This window comes from Streptomyces bottropensis ATCC 25435 (assembly GCF_000383595.1).
GTDB lineage: Bacteria > Actinomycetota > Actinomycetes > Streptomycetales > Streptomycetaceae > Streptomyces > Streptomyces bottropensis.
In genome coordinates this window covers 2885093-2899455 of record NZ_KB911581.1, presented here as the reverse complement: position 1 = coordinate 2899455, position 14363 = coordinate 2885093, and the positions used below count along the sequence as shown (strand labels likewise).

At 72.7% G+C, this 14363-nt stretch carries 12 protein-coding genes; 4 read left to right on the top strand and 8 right to left on the bottom strand.

Features of this window, described 5'->3' with window-relative positions:
- Positions 1-26 precede the first annotated feature (26 nt).
- Positions 27-2180, bottom strand: a complete 2154-nt coding sequence (locus STRBO_RS0112750; protein WP_202499375.1) for a phage holin family protein — start codon at positions 2178-2180, stop codon at positions 27-29.
- Positions 2181-2395: 215 nt separating this feature from the next.
- A complete protein-coding gene (locus tag STRBO_RS0112745) occupies positions 2396-2881 on the bottom strand; it encodes a hypothetical protein (RefSeq protein WP_005482456.1) in 486 nt (161 codons plus the stop codon).
- A gap of 163 nt (positions 2882-3044) precedes the next feature.
- Here STRBO_RS0112745 and STRBO_RS0112740 point away from each other — a divergent pair, with 163 nt between their 5' ends.
- Both STRBO_RS0112740 and STRBO_RS0112735 read left to right on the top strand, forming a co-directional pair.
- The gene (locus tag STRBO_RS0112740) at positions 3045-3818 is read left to right on the top strand and encodes an MBL fold metallo-hydrolase (RefSeq protein ID WP_005482454.1); all 774 of its coding nucleotides are present in this window, start codon (positions 3045-3047) and stop codon (positions 3816-3818) included.
- A 43-nt stretch (positions 3819-3861) separates the two neighbouring features.
- Positions 3862-4476: a DedA family protein gene (locus STRBO_RS0112735; protein WP_005482453.1), complete on the top strand. Its 615-nt coding sequence runs from the start codon at positions 3862-3864 to the stop codon at positions 4474-4476.
- 69 nt (positions 4477-4545) lie between these two features.
- On the opposite strand, the gene STRBO_RS0112730 is transcribed toward STRBO_RS0112735, so the two are convergent.
- From STRBO_RS0112730 to STRBO_RS0112715, 4 genes are all read right to left on the bottom strand, one after another.
- Positions 4546-5694, bottom strand: a complete 1149-nt coding sequence (locus STRBO_RS0112730; protein WP_005482452.1) for an MBL fold metallo-hydrolase — start codon at positions 5692-5694, stop codon at positions 4546-4548.
- Positions 5695-5955: 261 nt separating this feature from the next.
- Positions 5956-7173: an aminotransferase class I/II-fold pyridoxal phosphate-dependent enzyme gene (locus STRBO_RS0112725; RefSeq protein WP_005482450.1), complete on the bottom strand. Its 1218-nt coding sequence runs from the start codon at positions 7171-7173 to the stop codon at positions 5956-5958.
- Between the two features lie 134 nt (positions 7174-7307).
- Positions 7308-8003: a hypothetical protein gene (locus STRBO_RS0112720; RefSeq protein WP_028796621.1), complete on the bottom strand. Its 696-nt coding sequence runs from the start codon at positions 8001-8003 to the stop codon at positions 7308-7310.
- Between the two features lie 391 nt (positions 8004-8394).
- Positions 8395-9183, bottom strand: coding sequence for an RNA polymerase sigma factor SigF (locus STRBO_RS0112715; RefSeq protein WP_005482447.1), 789 nt, complete (start codon positions 9181-9183; stop codon positions 8395-8397).
- A gap of 232 nt (positions 9184-9415) precedes the next feature.
- On the opposite strand from STRBO_RS0112715, the gene STRBO_RS0112710 reads away from it, so the two are divergent.
- Positions 9416-11224, top strand: a complete 1809-nt coding sequence (locus STRBO_RS0112710; RefSeq protein WP_005482446.1) for a thiamine pyrophosphate-requiring protein — start codon at positions 9416-9418, stop codon at positions 11222-11224.
- Positions 11225-11738: 514 nt separating this feature from the next.
- Here the strand turns inward: STRBO_RS0112710 and STRBO_RS0112705 are convergent.
- Together STRBO_RS0112705 and STRBO_RS0112700 are read right to left on the bottom strand one after the other, a co-directional pair.
- Positions 11739-12065, bottom strand: a complete 327-nt coding sequence (locus tag STRBO_RS0112705) for a hypothetical protein (protein ID WP_020114273.1) — start codon at positions 12063-12065, stop codon at positions 11739-11741.
- A 131-nt stretch (positions 12066-12196) separates the two neighbouring features.
- Complete coding sequence (locus STRBO_RS0112700; protein ID WP_005482443.1) at positions 12197-12766, bottom strand: PadR family transcriptional regulator; 570 nt, start codon at positions 12764-12766, stop codon at positions 12197-12199.
- 173 nt (positions 12767-12939) lie between these two features.
- Between STRBO_RS0112700 and STRBO_RS0112695 the strand changes: the two genes are divergently transcribed.
- Positions 12940-14310 carry a carotenoid oxygenase family protein gene (locus tag STRBO_RS0112695; RefSeq protein ID WP_005482441.1) on the top strand — a complete coding sequence of 457 codons (1371 nt, stop codon included), beginning with the start codon at positions 12940-12942 and terminating at the stop codon, positions 14308-14310.
- Positions 14311-14363 lie beyond the last annotated feature (53 nt).

The following is a 14363-nucleotide window of genomic DNA, read 5'->3' as shown; positions in this document are numbered from 1 at the left end:
TTCCGGGGGTCGGGGCGCCTACACGCCTACGCGCCTGCCGGGTTCTGTTCCTTGGCCGGTGCGGGCTCGTCCGTGGCCGGTGCGGGCTCGTCCGTGGCCGGTGCGGGCTCGTCCGTGGCCGGTCGCGCGGTTCCCTCCCCTTCGGGGCGCTCCGCCTCGGCCAGGGGGACCTGGGGACCGTTCGATTCCCGTAGCCACCTCCTCAGCACCTGGTGGATGTGTTCCGCGCCCACCAAGGTCTCGCCCTCCTCCGCCGGCTCCGAGAGGGCCAGCGGGGACATGAGGAAGGGGCGGGACTGGCAGCCGCCGAGGCCGCCGTGGGAGCCGATCTGCTCCTCGAAGGCGAGGACCTCGCCCTCGTCGGGGTCGTACCAGGAGTTGACCATGATGTCGGCGGTGCGCGGGAAGCCGTGGGTGCGGCGTACGGCGTCGGCGGCGCCGGGGCCGAAGTCGGCCAGGGGGCCGGGGTGTTCGTCGCTCAGCTCGCCGATGGGGACCTCCGCGCCGTGGGCGCCGAGTACGACGCCGCCGTGCTCCTCGCTGCGGACGAGGACGAATCCGATGCCGGGGTGGTTGGCGAGGGTGGAGAGCAGGGCGGGGTGACGGGCGTCGATCTCCTCGCGGCTCATCCGGTGGGGGACGTCCGGGAAGGAGACGAGGCCGAGGTTGCCGGAGGCGAGGACGACCGGCTCGAAGCGGCGCGTGGTCCGGTGCTCCTCGACGCGCTCCTCGACGGGGATGCGCAGCGCGGCCCGTACCGCCGTGCGTGCCTCGGAGCCGCTGTGGGTGCGCCGGGCCCGGCGCGGCACGGGCAGGCCGCAGCCGGCGCGGACCAGGTTGCCGAGGGTGAGGCCGTAGCGGCCGAGGAAGGTCTCGCCGGGGCTCTGGCCGTGGTCGGAGAGGAGGACGATCCGGTAGGCGCGCGGGGCGTGTTCGGCGACCTGGGCGATCAGCGCGATGGAGCGGTCGAGACGTTCGAGGACCTTCGCGGCGTCGCGGCTGTGCGGGCCGGAGTGGTGGGCGACCTCGTCGTACGCCACGAGGTCCGCGTAGATCGCCGCGCGGCCGGCGAACATGTCCCCGATCACCGCGGAGACCACGACATCGCGCTCGACGACGGTGGCGAAGGCACGGATGAAGGGGTAGAGGCCGCCGCGCTTGACCCGAGGCCGCTGCTGCGCGAACCGGGCGCGTATGGACTGGCCGGTCTCCCGCAGGACGTCGGCGACGAAGGACATGGCGGTGCGGACGGCGTTGGCCGGGTCGGAGAAGTAGGCGAAGTACCCGGCGCGGGAACGGTTGCGCCGGCCCCGGCGGGCGGCCATCGACAGGACGAGCGCGAGCTGCTCCGCGCCGCCGCTGAAGAGGTTGCCGCGGCTGGCGCCGTCGACGGTGAGCAGACCGCCGTCGCCGGTGCGGTCGATGGCCCGACGCTGCAGTTCGGCGGCACCGGAGGGCCGGTTGCAGACCATCACCTCCCGGGTGTCCTTCTCGTACCAGCGGAAGGCCGGCACGTCGTGATTGGTGCCGTGCAGGATGCCCAGCTGGCTGGCGCCGGTCTGGCTGGACCAGTCCGTGCGCCAGGGGGTGAGCCGGTGGGTGGGCCGGGGGCGGACAATGCCGTCGGCCGGGCGGCCGAGCCAGCCGGCGACGGTCGGCATCAGGCCCTTGTCCACCGCCGCCTCCAGCACGTCGTGGCCGACGCCGTCGAGCTGGAGGAAGACGGTGCCGGATCCCGCCGGCCCCGGGCCGCCGTCGGCGCGCCCGCGGCGGCGGTCGGCCAGCCGGTACAGGCGGCGCCGGTAGGCGTCGTCGTCCCGTACGGTGAGGGCGCCGCCGGTGGCGGAGGCGACGGCCGACATCACCGCGGCGACCACCACGGCGGTCTCGGGGGCGGCCTCCCCCTGGCCGGCGGGACTGATCCGCAGGGCGAGCAGAAGCAGCGAGCCGTTGAGGAAGAAGACGAGCAGGCCGAGCACGAGCGCCGGCACCAGCAGCAGCGCCCGCACGAGCAGCGGCCACACGAGGGCGGAGAGCAGACCGAACGCGCCGGCGCCGAAGGCCGCGGTGACGGCGATCTGGGTGGCGCTCTCACCGCTCTCGGACTGGAGCCGGAAGTCGGGGAGCGCGCCCGCGAGCACGAGCATCGTCAGGGTGGACACCGCCCACACGGCGAGCATCCGCCAGACGCCGCTCAGCACTCTTCGCCATCGACCACCGCCCACGTTCTGGCCACCTTTACCCGTCCCGGTCCTGGGCCCAGCCTGTCACAGAGGGCCGGGGCGCCGGGGTGGCGTTCCGGGGTGGCACGGGGGCAGGGGCGGGGTGCGGTCCGGCGCCCCCGGGGGACGGGGCTCACGGGGTGCGGGCACTCCCGGGGTACGGGCACTCCCGCTCAGCGGCCGTCGTACCCCGCCGTCGGCATGGACAGCCGGCGGTGGACCCGGGCCTTCATCTGGGCGTCGTAGGCGGGTTCGGCGCGGCCCACCGTCTCGACGCGGATGCCGCGGCGGGCGCACTCGGCGGTGAAGTCGTCGACGGAGGCGAGGGCGCGTTCGAGGACGCGGCGGCTGGGGGCGACGAAGAGGTCGACGAGGCCGGCGTCGACATCGGCCCACAGGGCGCAGTGGTCGGGGCGCAGTGCGCGGACGAGCAGTTCGCGGGTCACCACATAGCCGCGCTCGGCGGCCCAGCGGGCGCACATGGCGTGCTGGCTGCGGGAGTCGACCAGGAAGGGATCGGCCTCCAGCTCCTCCAGGGGCGTGAGGCTCGCTATGGCCGCGACCCGCACCACGGTCCCGCATCCCGCCGGCCCGCCGCCGCGCACCGCGTCCTGGCGGGCCACGCCGGAGGCGCCGCTCGCGGCTGCCTCGTCTCCCATGGTGTCCCCCTCACCCTCCGGGTCCCGGAGCCCGCCGGCGGAACGAGCGGCGGACACGGGGTCCGGCACGCCTGTTCCCTGCATGATCCGCCGGACAGGCCCAGGCCGCAGACCCTACTCCAGCCCGTAGGCTCGGGGGAGTAGCGCGAAGGAGGCGAACGGAGTGCCGGTGGAGATCACCTGGTGGGGCCATGCGACCTGCACCGTGGAGGACTCGGGCACGAGAGTGCTGACCGACCCCCTGTTCGCGCGCTGGCTCGCGCATCTGCGAAGGCGCCGGGGTGCGCCTCCCCCGGCGGAGGCGGCGGTCGCGGACGTCGCGCTGGTGTCACATCTGCACGCCGACCATCTGCACGTTCCCTCACTGGCCCGACTCGCCCCGGGGACACGGCTGGTGCTCCCGAAGGGCGCGTCGCGCCAGGTTCCGGGGCTGCGCAGGCTGGCGCATCTGCGCCTCAGCGAGGTGACGGCCGGGGACGAGCTGAGCATTCGTGACCTGGTCGTCCGTGCCGTGCCCGCCCGACACGACGGACGGCGGCTGCCGGTCGGTCCGCACCGCTCGCCGGCGCTCGGCTTCGTCATCGAGGGCGACGCGCGGACGTACTTCGCCGGGGACACCGGGCTGTTCCGGGAGATGGCCGAGGAGGTCGGGCCGGTCGACGTGGCGCTGCTGCCGGTCGGCGGCTGGGGACCCCATCTCGGCGAGGGCCATCTGGACGCGGGGCGCGCGGCGGAGGCGCTTGCGCTGCTCGCGCCCCGGAGCGCGGTTCCCGTGCACTACGGCACGTACTGGCCGATCGGGCTGGACGCCGTGCGCCCCCATGAATTCCATGCCCCCGGTGAGGAGTTCGTCCGCCTTGCCGCGGCACGCGCTCCCGGTGTGGAGGTGCACCGGCTGGAACACGGGGAAAGCGTTCGACCGGGGGTGGCGCGATGAGACTCCGGCCGACGCAGGCCGCACGGCGCGTGGAGGAGACACGGTGATCTTGCTGGCCGCCGTGAGCACCCCCGTGCCGTACGCCTCCACCCAGCAGGCGATCGGCTACCCGATGCTGTTCCTGCTGGTGCTGGTCGGGGCGCTGGTGCCGGTGGTGCCGACGGGGGCGCTGGTCAGTTCGGCGGCGGTGGTGGCGTTCCATCAGTCGGCTCCCTTCTCCATGCTGCTGGTGTTCGTGGTCGCGTCGGTCGCCGCGTTCCTCGGGGACATCGCGCTGTACTGGCTGGGGCGGCGCGGGATGGGCTCCAAGAACGGCTCGCGCTGGCTGGAGGCGATCCGCCGCCGGGCGCCCGAGGACCGGCTGACGCAGGCGCAGGCGCAGCTCGACGACCACGGGGTGGCCGTGCTGGTGCTGTCCCGGCTGATGCCGGCCGGGCGCATCCCGGTGATGCTGGCCTGTCTGCTGGCGAAGATGCCGCTGCGGCGGTTCGCGCGGGGGAACCTGCCGGCGTGCCTGGCGTGGGCCGTGACCTACCAGTTGATCGGCGTTCTGGGTGGGTCGCTGTTCAAGGAGCCGTGGGAAGGGGTGCTGGCGGCGGTCGTGCTGACCCTGCTGCTCAGCGTGGTGCCGGGAGTGTGGCGGCGGCTGGTCCGCTGAGGACCTCGCTTTCCCGCGCTCCCGGAGGGGGTCTCGCCCCTCCGGGAGCGCGGGGGTGCCCCGGCCGGGTCAGCCGAGCACCCGGGAGGCTCCGATCGGCAGGTCCCACAGGTCCTCCCGGGGCAGGCCCGCCGCCCGCCATGCCGCCCGCACCCGCGTGAGGGGTTCCAGGACCGGTTCCGCCGACAGGACGAAGGTCGCCCAGTGCATGGGGGCCATGCGACGGGCGCCGAGGTCCTGGAAGGCGCGGACCGCCTCCTCCGGGTCGCAGTGGACGTCGCTGAGCCACCAGCGGGGGTCGTAGGCGCCGATCGGCAGCAGGGCGAGGTCGATGCCGGGATGGCGACGGCCGATGAGGGAGAACCAGTGGCCGTAACCGGTGTCGCCGGCGAAGTAGAGGCGCCTGCCGTCCGGCGCGGTGAGGACCCAGCCGCCCCACAGCGAGCGGCAGGTGTCGGTGAGGGTGCGCTTGGACCAGTGGTGGGCCGGTACGAAGTCGAAGCGGACGCCGTCGAGTTCGGCCGCCTCCCACCAGTCCAGCTCGGTGACCCGGCCGAACCCGCGCCGCCGGAACCAGCGGCCGAGCCCGGCGGGCACGAAGACCGGTGTGTCGCGCGGAAGTCGCGCCAGGGTGGGGGCGTCGAGGTGGTCGTAGTGGTTGTGGCTGATGACGACCGCGTCCACCCGGGGCAGCGCGTCCCAGCCGAGGCCGACGGGGGTGATCCGGGCCGGGGTGCCAAGAATGCGACGGGACCAGACGGGGTCGGTGAGGACGGTGAGCCCGCCGATCCGCACCACCCAACTCGCGTGCCCCGCCCAGGAGACGGCGACGGTACGCGCGTCCACTCGGGGCAACGGGCCGGGCCGGTACGGCAGTCGCGGGATGTCCGCGAGCCCCTCGGGCCCCGGCCGGACCGAGCCCTCGCGGGCGAACCGGGCGAGGGCCTTCAGGCCGGGCAGGGGCGTGGTCAGCCGGTCGGCGAAGGAACGGGGCCAGCGTCGCCGCTCACCGAGCGGGCGGGGCTCGGCGAGCGGCGGGGGTGCCAAAGGGTGCGGCGCGAGGGGGTTCGGCGTGAGGGGGTGGGTGAAGGTCCGCTCGAAAAGGGCCCTGGACCCCGGACCACCGGTGTCCTCGGCGGTGGTCGTGAAGGTCGTGGAGGAGGCGGAGGCGGAGGAGGAGGTCGTGGCGGAGGTGGTCGACTCGGACCGCTGCGTCATCGAGGATGCTCCCGTCGCTGAGCGTCGTCACGAAGAATCGTCGTCGCTGAAGGTCGCTAGGCGTGGGTGGAGGTCGTCGAAGGGCGATGCGGGGCCGGGGTGCCGGCATCGCGGTGGCCGCCGGCGACGCCGGGGGCACGGGCCGCCGTGGTCGCCCACGTCGCCGAGGCGGTCGGCATCGCCGGGACCGTCGTCGTCAGGGGTCGTGGGGCAAGGTCCTCGATGGCCGGCCTCCGGAGCGCGGACGCCCCCGGGTCCTCGTCATCGCAGACCCTCGAAAGCCGCTCCGAAGAGCGTCAACGCGCGTTCCACGTGCGGTAGTTCCAGCGGGTCGTCCGTGTCGAGGACCTGCGCGCGCTCCGCGTCCGTGGCGCCGAGGAACGCGGCGGTGGACAGCCGGACGCGCAGTTCCCCGAGGTCGTCCCCGAACCGGTGGCCGCCGGGCGCGGGCATCCCGAGCCGGGCGCCGAGGAAGTCCTCCGCCTCCTGGGCGTCACCGACCCCGTGCGCGGCGAGCGACGAGCGCAGGGGGGCGAGGTCGGCGTACAGATGCCGTCCGGCGCGCGGTGGCAGGGCGAGCGCGCCGGCGGCCACCACGGCCCGGTGCGCTGCGGTGGCGAGGCGCGCGTGCAGGCGTACGGCGGCGGCGAGCCGTTCGGTGACGGGGTCCGGCTCGTCGAGGGCGTACGCGGCGGCCGCGGCGACCGGGGTGGCGACCCGGGCGCCCATCGCGGTGAGCACGTCCAGGACCCGGTCGCGCAGCCCCCCGCCGTCCCCGTCCGCGGGGAACCGGGCGATCGCGGCCGGCCAGCCCGGCGGGAGGAAGGGTCCGGCGAGGTCGGTGACGACGGTGACCCGGTCGGGCAGCATCTCGGCGGGGCTGAGCAGCACCGTGTCGTGCGGATCGTGCACGGTGTCGCGCCAGGTCTCGTCGCTGACCAGGTGCAGCCCCTCCCCCACCGCCGCCTCCATGGCCTCGTGCACCATCTCGGGCGGAGCCACGGTGGCGGTCGGGTCGTCGGCGACGCACAGCACGAGCAGCCGGGGGTCGCCGCCCTCGGCCCGGATCCTGCGCACGGTCTCCAGCAGCGCGTACGGGTCCGGCACGCCTCCGCACTCGGCCGGCGTGGCCACCGGGAAGACGGACCTGCCCAGCGCCCGCGCCTGCGGCTCCCACCAGGCGGCGCACGGGCGGGGGAGCAGGACGTCCCCGCCGATCGCGGCGGTCAGCGCGAGGAGCAGGGCGGGGGCCCCGGGGGCGGCGGCGGCCCTGTCCGGTGTGGTGCGCAGTCCACGGCGGTCCCAGTAGCCGCAGGCGGCGTCCAGGAGGGCCGGATCGCCACCGGGCGGTACGGCGTGGGGGCGGCTCGCGGCGGCGCAGAGCACGGCGGCCAGTTCGGGCAGCACGGGCAGGCCCTGGGCGGGAAGGGGCGGGCCGTAGCGGACCGGGCCGTGCCCTTCCGGATCCGTCCCCCGCATGGGTGCCTCCGCGCAGTCGTGGTGCGTCGTGCCGCACGTGCTCGTCGTCGTGTCGAGGGCGGCGCCGTACGCGCCCTCGGCGTGTCAGTACCCAGGCACGCGCGCCCCAAGGGCGCCCGCATTTGTTGCGCCGGTCACAGCGGCGGCGCCCCCCGCTCCCGGCGGCGCAGTCGGTGCGCGGCCGCCCCCAGCGCCCCCACGACGAGGATGCCTCCCGCGACCATGGCCGGGACTGAGTCGGTGAAGGCACCGCCGCCGCCCGCGTGGACACCCCGCTGGACGGGGGCGGTCGGGTGGCCGGTGGGGTGGGTGGGCCGGTGGGACGGCAGATGTGTCGGGTCCTTCGTCGGCTGGTGCGTCGGCGGATGGCTGGGGTACCGCTCGATGTCGTACAGCGGGGCGTCGCCGGCCGGGGCGACGTCGAAGGTGGCGCTCCACTGCCTGCCCTCGCCGCCCGGGGCCGCCGGGCAGAGGCCGTCCACACCCCACTCGGTGGCGGAGTTCGCCGCGTCGGCACCGGTCTCGAAGTCCGCGGCCGGCGCGATCTTGGCGGTGCCCTGGTAGGAGGGGCCGCCCGCGGAGTCGTCGTTGCCGGGGAGGCGCTGCAGCGTGACGGTGCCCTGTTCGAAGGCCTGGGAGCTGGCGTCGATGGTCTCGGGGGCGGGGCCGCCGGTCGGGTCGCAGGAGACGGAGAACGTGAGCGTGCCGCCCGGTTCGACGGAGTGCGGGTTCACCTCGGCCGCCGGATCCGCGAAGGAGGGCGGGGCGGCGAGGCCCAGGACGGCACTGATCAGGGCGGTGGCGGACAGGACGCGGGCTCTGCGGCGCATGGGCGGGGCTCCTTCGGCCGGCTCCGGCGGACGGGGCACGAGCGCCGTGCCCCGCTCCATCAGAGCGCCGGGCCCGGCGCGGCGCGCGCGGCCGGGCACCATTCGCGGGACACGGGCCGCCGAGTGGGTGACGGTGCGCTCCACCGGGGTCCGGCCGGGTGGGCCACCGTGCGCCGACTCCGTGTGTCGCAGCCCCGCCCCGGCGGGGAGCCGGCCGCGCCCGCGCGGCCGGGAACGTCACCCGGGCAGGGCCGCTCCACCACGGCCGCCCCTGGCCGCTCCACCGCCCTGCCGATCCCCCGCCGCGCCGCACGCTCCGCGTGGGCGCACCGCGTGGGCGGCCGGCCGCGAATCGGCCGACCGCCCAGGCACGCCACCACGTCCCGCCGCGTCAGGCGATGTCATGCATCACCTGGTCGCGCAGCCGGTCGCAGCACCGGCTGATCAACCGGGACACATGCATCTGCGAGATCCCCAGCTGTTCGGCGATCCGGCTCTGCGTCATGTCCCCGAAGAACCGCATGTACAGGATGGCCCGCTCCCGCTCCGGCAGCGCGGCCAGGCGCGGCTTCACGGCCTCCCTGTCCACCACGGTGTCCAGCGCCGGGTCGGCGGCCCCCAGCGCGTCACTGAGGGAGTAGCCGTCCTCGCTCCCCGGCAGCTCCGCGTCCAGCGACAGCGCCGTGAAGCTCTCCAGGGCTTCGAGTCCGACCTGGACGTCCTCCTCGCTCATGTTCGCGTGCTGGGCGATCTCGGCGACGGTGGGCCGTCGTCCGGAGATCGTCTGGGACAGGTCCTGGGTCGCGAACCGCACGCGGTTGCGCAGGTCCTGGACCCGGCGCGGCACGTGCAGGGTCCACATGTGGTCCCGGAAGTGCCGCTTGATCTCACCGGTGATGGTGGGTACGGCATAGCTCTCGAAGGCGTTCCCGAGTTCGGGGTCGTAGCGGTCGACGGCCTTGACCAGGCCGAGCGACGCGACCTGCCGGAGGTCCTCGTAGCTCTCGCCGCGGCTGCGGAAACGTCCCGCGAGCCGTTCGGCCATGGGGAGCCACGCCTCGATGATCTGGTCGCGCAGCGTGTCCCGCTGCTGACCGGGAGGAAGCGCGGCAAGGGTCCGGAAGGCTTCCGCCGTGTCGGGGGCGTCGTCGTGGGGGTGGTGCTTCGCCTGGGTACGCATGGTGCGTCGCAACTCCCTGGATGATGCTTCTGGGGTGGACGGTCACCGTGGGAGGCGCGGACGTGACAGGAATGACACACCCGTGAGGGGAATCGCCTCTTCCACGGACGTGCCTCCTGTCCGAAGCACTGTTATGCGCCTGCCCCGGATCATGCCGAGCAAACACATTCGAAGTTTTTCATTCCGCCGGAGGGTGACTCGCTCGGGAGATCACACTCCGGGAGGTTCCAGTATGAGCACCACGGTCGCCGATCACATCTTGCGCAGGCTGAGCGATTGGGGAGTCGAACAGGTATTCGGCTACCCGGGCGACGGCATCAACGGGCTGCTCGCGGCCTGGGGGCGGGCCGAGGACCGGCCCCGGTTCATCCAGTCGCGGCACGAGGAGATGTCCGCCTTCCAGGCGGTCGGCTACGCGAAGTTCTCCGGCCGGCTCGGCGTGTGCGCGGCGACCTCGGGCCCCGGCGCGATCCACCTGCTCAACGGCCTGTACGACGCCAAACTGGACCATGTGCCGGTGGTCGCGATCGTCGGCCAGACGCACCGCAGCGCGATGGGCGGCTCGTACCAGCAGGAGGTCGACCTGCACACCCTGTTCAAGGACGTGGCCTCGGACTTCGTCGAGACGGTGACCGTGCCCGAGCAGCTGCCGAACGTCCTCGACCGGGCGATCCGCACCGCGTACGCCCGCCGCGCGCCGACGGCCGTCATCATCCCCGGTGACGTGCAGGAACTGGAGTACTCACCGCCCACCCACGAGTTCAAGATGGTCCCCTCCAGCCTGGATCGCGGTTCCTGGACGACGGTGCCCTCCGGGGAGTCGGTCGGGCGGGCCGCCGAGATCCTGAACGCCGGGGACAAGGTCGCGATCCTCATCGGGCAGGGCGCCGCCGGGGCCCGCGCCGAGGTCGCGCGGATCGCCGAGCTGCTCGGCGCGGGCGTCGCCAAGGCACTCCTCGGCAAGGACGCGCTGAGCGACGAACTGCCGTACGTCACCGGCTCGATCGGCCTGCTGGGCACCCGCCCCTCGTACGAGCTGATGCGCGACTGCGACACGCTGCTGACCATCGGCTCGTCGTTCCCGTACTCCCAGTTCCTGCCGGACTTCGGCAAGGCGCGGGCCGTCCAGATCGACATCGACCCCCACATGGTCGGGATGCGCTACCCGTACGAGGTGAACCTGATCGGGGACGCGAAGGCGACGCTGGAGCAGCTGATCCCGCTGATCGATCCGGAGCGCGGTCGCGAGTGGTACGACGAGGTGTGTGCCGGCGTGGCGCGCTGGCGCGAGGTGACGGCGCGCCGGGCGCGGCTGTCCGCCGACCCCATCAACCCGGAGCTGGTGGCCCATGCCCTCGACGCGCTGCTGCCGGCCGACGCGATCATCTCGTCGGACTCCGGTTCGACCGCGAACTGGTACGCCCGGCACATCACGATGCGGGACGGCATGCGCGGTTCGCTGTCGGGCACGCTGGCGACGATGGGCTGCGGAGTGCCGTACGCGATCGGCGCGAAGTTCGCCCACCCGGACCGTCCGGCGATCGCCCTGGTCGGAGACGGCGCGATGCAGATGAACGGCATGGCGGAGCTGATCACGGCGGCCAAGTACCAGGACCGCTGGGAGGATCCGCGGCTGGTGGTCGGCGTCTGGAACAACCACGACCTGAACCAGGTGACGTGGGAGCTGCGGGCGATGGGCGGGGAGCCGTCCTTCCTGCCCTCGCAGGAGCTGCCGGACGTCCAGTACGCCGCCTTCGCGCGTTCCCTGGGGCTGACCGGCATCCGGGTGGAGAAGCCCGAGGACGTCGAGGCGGGCTGGCGCGCGGCCCTGGCGGCGGACGGCCCGGCGGTCGTCGAGTTCGTCACCGATCCCGCGGTGCCGCCGATCCCGCCGCACGCCACCTGGGAGCAGATGGAGGCCACGGCCGCCTCGATCCTCAAGGGCGACGCCGACCGGGCGTCCATGGTCAAGCAGGGCTTCAAGGCGAAGCTGCAGGAGTTCCTGCCCGGCAACCAGGCGAAGGACAGGGGCGGCTGTTGAACCGCAGTGAGTAGTTCAGTTGCGCACGACACGGTGCTTTTGATGACGGAGGGCAGCAGCACGTAGGCGATCGCGATCGCGGCCGCGACCACCACCGTGCCCGCAAACAGGAAGAACAGACCTGGCAGGGAGCGCATGAGCAGCCCGGCCGCCAGCACGGCCAGCGAGACGACCAGGGCGCGGGGTGGACCGTGGCGATGTGCGGTCCGGCCGACCAACATGACGGCGAAGTGAGCAGCGGCGGGGTGCCGAGCAGTCCGGTCCACGTGCCGGACAGGCCGGTCGATGTCCCGCTGCCGGGGGGCAGCGGACCCGCCCCGGTCACTGCGGCCCGCAGCTCGCCGAGCCGAGCACGACACCCGCCAGCAGCCACACCCCGGACCGGGCGCCCGACGCAGCGCTCCTCGGCCGACCCGACACGTCGCGCGGGTCATTCCCCCGCATGACGACCGCTTCTTGGCACGCGCCGCGGCGCCAGGGGCAGCCGCGGCATCCGCAGTCGGACAGCGGGAGATCACGACGGCAAGGCGTCGCGACAGGCAGGCATCCGTTCTGCTCGTTCCTTGGCCATGAAGCCGCGTTGGCCGGCCAGGCGGGTTACGCGGCGCTGGTACCGCTCTAACAGTCCGGGGACCTGCTCGCGGAAGGCCTGCCGAGGGCAGCCCAGCAAACCAGGCGTGCGCAGCAGTACGTTGAACAGACCCAGCACGTTGGGCTTGCCCTTGAAAGGGGTGAACTTCACCGGGCTGCAGTAGAAGCGGATGTCCTGGGTGAACAGATCTTCCAGTGCGTTGTGTTCGCCCGTCTCGACGGCGGCGCGGAAGCGTGCGGACGCCTCCATGACCTCCTCTAGATACTCAAGCATGTGTCTAATAACTTTTTTGACATGCTGCACGGGCGGGCGAAGAAGGAAATGGAGGGTGTCTCAATGAGGTCGACGGCGTGCTATCGCCGGGGGCGCCAGCACCATGGTCATGTGCCGACGTTGGCCCCGCATCGTTCGCGGAGGATTTGAGCGGTCTGTCGGCACCAGTCGGCCGTCTCCTGCTCATAGCGGAGGCCGCGCAGACAGGTCAGGTATGGCCCGATCCGGTCGCCGGAGTTCAGGAATGCCTGCTCATCGGCGTCGCCGCGCTGGCGTTCCATGTACCTCTCGAAGAGGTCGATCTTGGCTGCGGCGATGAGTGCCCGCTCTTCGAGCTGTTCGATCACGGCCTTCGCGGACGCACTGTCCACGGCCCGCACCTTGACCAGAAGATCGTCGCGGATGAAGGCCGGCTTGGCGCTGGATTCGGCGAACCGTTCCAGCTCGGCGAGGCCGGCATTGGTGACCGAGAAGAGCCGCTTGGTCGGGCGCGTCTCCTGGATCACGGCGCGCCCCTGGATCAGGCCGTCCTTCTCCAGTTTGGCCAGCTCCAGATACAGCTGCTGGGGCAGTGCGTGCCAGAAGTTGGCCATGCCCGCGTCGAACGTCTTGGCCAGTTCGTAGCCGCTGGACTCGCCGTCCAGTAGCGCGGCCAGTACCGCGTGCCGCAGAGCCATGATCGTCGGCCTCCTGTCCGTGTTGCGCCGTTGGGCCCCTGTGGGGCGTCGGCGGGGTGTCGACGCTCACACTCTACTCTGCTTCGCTATTACTCATATTCTTGAGTATTGTGATTGTTGTCTGGAGCCCGGCTCGCCAGCGCCGGACGACACGCCATCGTGAGAGGACCGCAATGAACCCCAAGAACGGCTTCCAGGGCGCCTATACGCCTGTCGCCGAGGAAGTCACCTCCTTCGACCTCCCGGTCACCGGCACCATCCCCGCCGAGCTCAACGGCCGCTACCTGCGCAACGGCCCCAACCCCCTGAACCTCGACGAGCCCCGGCTCCACCTGTTCACCGGAACCGGCATGGTGCACGGCGTACGACTGCGCGAGGGCAAGGCCGAGTGGTACCGCAACCGCTGGGTGCGCTCGGCGCGCGTCGCCGAGGCACTCGGCGAACAGCCCCGCCCCGGCGCCTCAATGCGCCGCGTGGACGCCGGACCCAACACCCACGTCATCGGCCACGCCAACCGCACCTTCGCCTTGGTCGAAGGCGGCTCCCGACCCTACGAACTCGCCTACGACCTGGACACCGTGGGAGCCTGCGACTTCGACGGGACCCTGCGCGACGGCTTCGTCGCCCACCCCAAGCTGGACCCCGCCACCGGAGAACTGCACGCCGTTACCTACGTCATCGGCGGCGACACGCTGACCTACCTGGTCGTCTCCCCCCTCGGCAAGGTCGTGCGCAGCGTGGCCGTCCCCGCTCCGCACGCGCCCTTGATGCACGACTTCGCGCTGACCCAGAGGTACGCCGTGCTGTACGACCTCCCGGTCACCTTCAGCCAGGCTGCCGCAGATTCCGGCAACGCGTTCCCGATGAACTGGAACGAGGCCCGCGGCGGCCGCATCGGCTTGCTGCCCCGCAGCGGCACCGAGGTGCGCTGGTTCGATGTCAATCCGTGCTGGGTCTTCCATACCCTCAACGCCTACGACCAGGGCGAGACGGTCGTGGTCGACGTCGTGCGCTACCCGCGGATGTTCGTGGGGGCCGAGCTGATGGGCAACAGTTTTCCCACGCTCGACCGCTGGGTCATCGATACGGTCACCGGGAAGGTCACCGAGACGCGCCTCGACGACCACCCGCAGGAGTTCCCCGTGGTCAGTCCGGCCGTCGTCACCGGCGCCTACCGCTATGGATACTCCGCGGTCACCCTGGACCTGATCCGCTACATGGGTCCGGCCGGCACCCTGGACGGCCTGCCCGTCGACGCGTTCAGCGACTCGCTGATCAAGCACGACCTCGACCGGCAGACCGCGACGGTCCGCGGCTTCGGCACCGGTCACTACACCAGCGAGGCGTACTTCGTGCCCGCGCAGAGCGCGCGGACGGAGGACGACGGCTACGTCCTCGCCTACGTCTTCGACCCCGAGCGGGGTGCCACCGACCTGGTGATCCTCTCCGGGCAGGACTTCACCGGCGCCCCGATCGCCACCGTGCACCTGCCGACGCGCGTGCCGCTCGGCTTCCACGGCAGCTGGATACCCGATCCCGCCTGACGGTGAGGATGTTCATGAGCGTCTCCCGGCGGGGTCCGACCCACCGCCTGACT

What these genes read in the sequence shown, in the direction of transcription:
- STRBO_RS0112750 (WP_202499375.1), bottom strand. Translation starts at nt 2,180, where the DNA reads ATGCTCGCCGTGTGGGCGGTGTCCACCCTGACGATGCTCGTGCTCGCG.
- STRBO_RS0112745 (WP_005482456.1), bottom strand. Translation starts at nt 2,881, where the DNA reads ATGGGAGACGAGGCAGCCGCGAGCGGCGCCTCCGGCGTGGCCCGCCAG.
- STRBO_RS0112730 (WP_005482452.1), bottom strand. Translation starts at nt 5,694, where the DNA reads ATGACGCAGCGGTCCGAGTCGACCACCTCCGCCACGACCTCCTCCTCC.
- STRBO_RS0112725 (WP_005482450.1), bottom strand. Translation starts at nt 7,173, where the DNA reads ATGCGGGGGACGGATCCGGAAGGGCACGGCCCGGTCCGCTACGGCCCG.
- STRBO_RS0112720 (WP_028796621.1), bottom strand. Translation starts at nt 8,003, where the DNA reads ATGCGCCGCAGAGCCCGCGTCCTGTCCGCCACCGCCCTGATCAGTGCC.
- STRBO_RS0112715 (WP_005482447.1), bottom strand. Translation starts at nt 9,183, where the DNA reads ATGCGTACCCAGGCGAAGCACCACCCCCACGACGACGCCCCCGACACG.
- STRBO_RS0112710 (WP_005482446.1), top strand. Translation starts at nt 9,416, where the DNA reads ATGAGCACCACGGTCGCCGATCACATCTTGCGCAGGCTGAGCGATTGG.
- STRBO_RS0112705 (WP_020114273.1), bottom strand. Translation starts at nt 12,065, where the DNA reads ATGGAGGCGTCCGCACGCTTCCGCGCCGCCGTCGAGACGGGCGAACAC.
- STRBO_RS0112700 (WP_005482443.1), bottom strand. Translation starts at nt 12,766, where the DNA reads ATGGCTCTGCGGCACGCGGTACTGGCCGCGCTACTGGACGGCGAGTCC.
- STRBO_RS0112695 (WP_005482441.1), top strand. Translation starts at nt 12,940, where the DNA reads ATGAACCCCAAGAACGGCTTCCAGGGCGCCTATACGCCTGTCGCCGAG.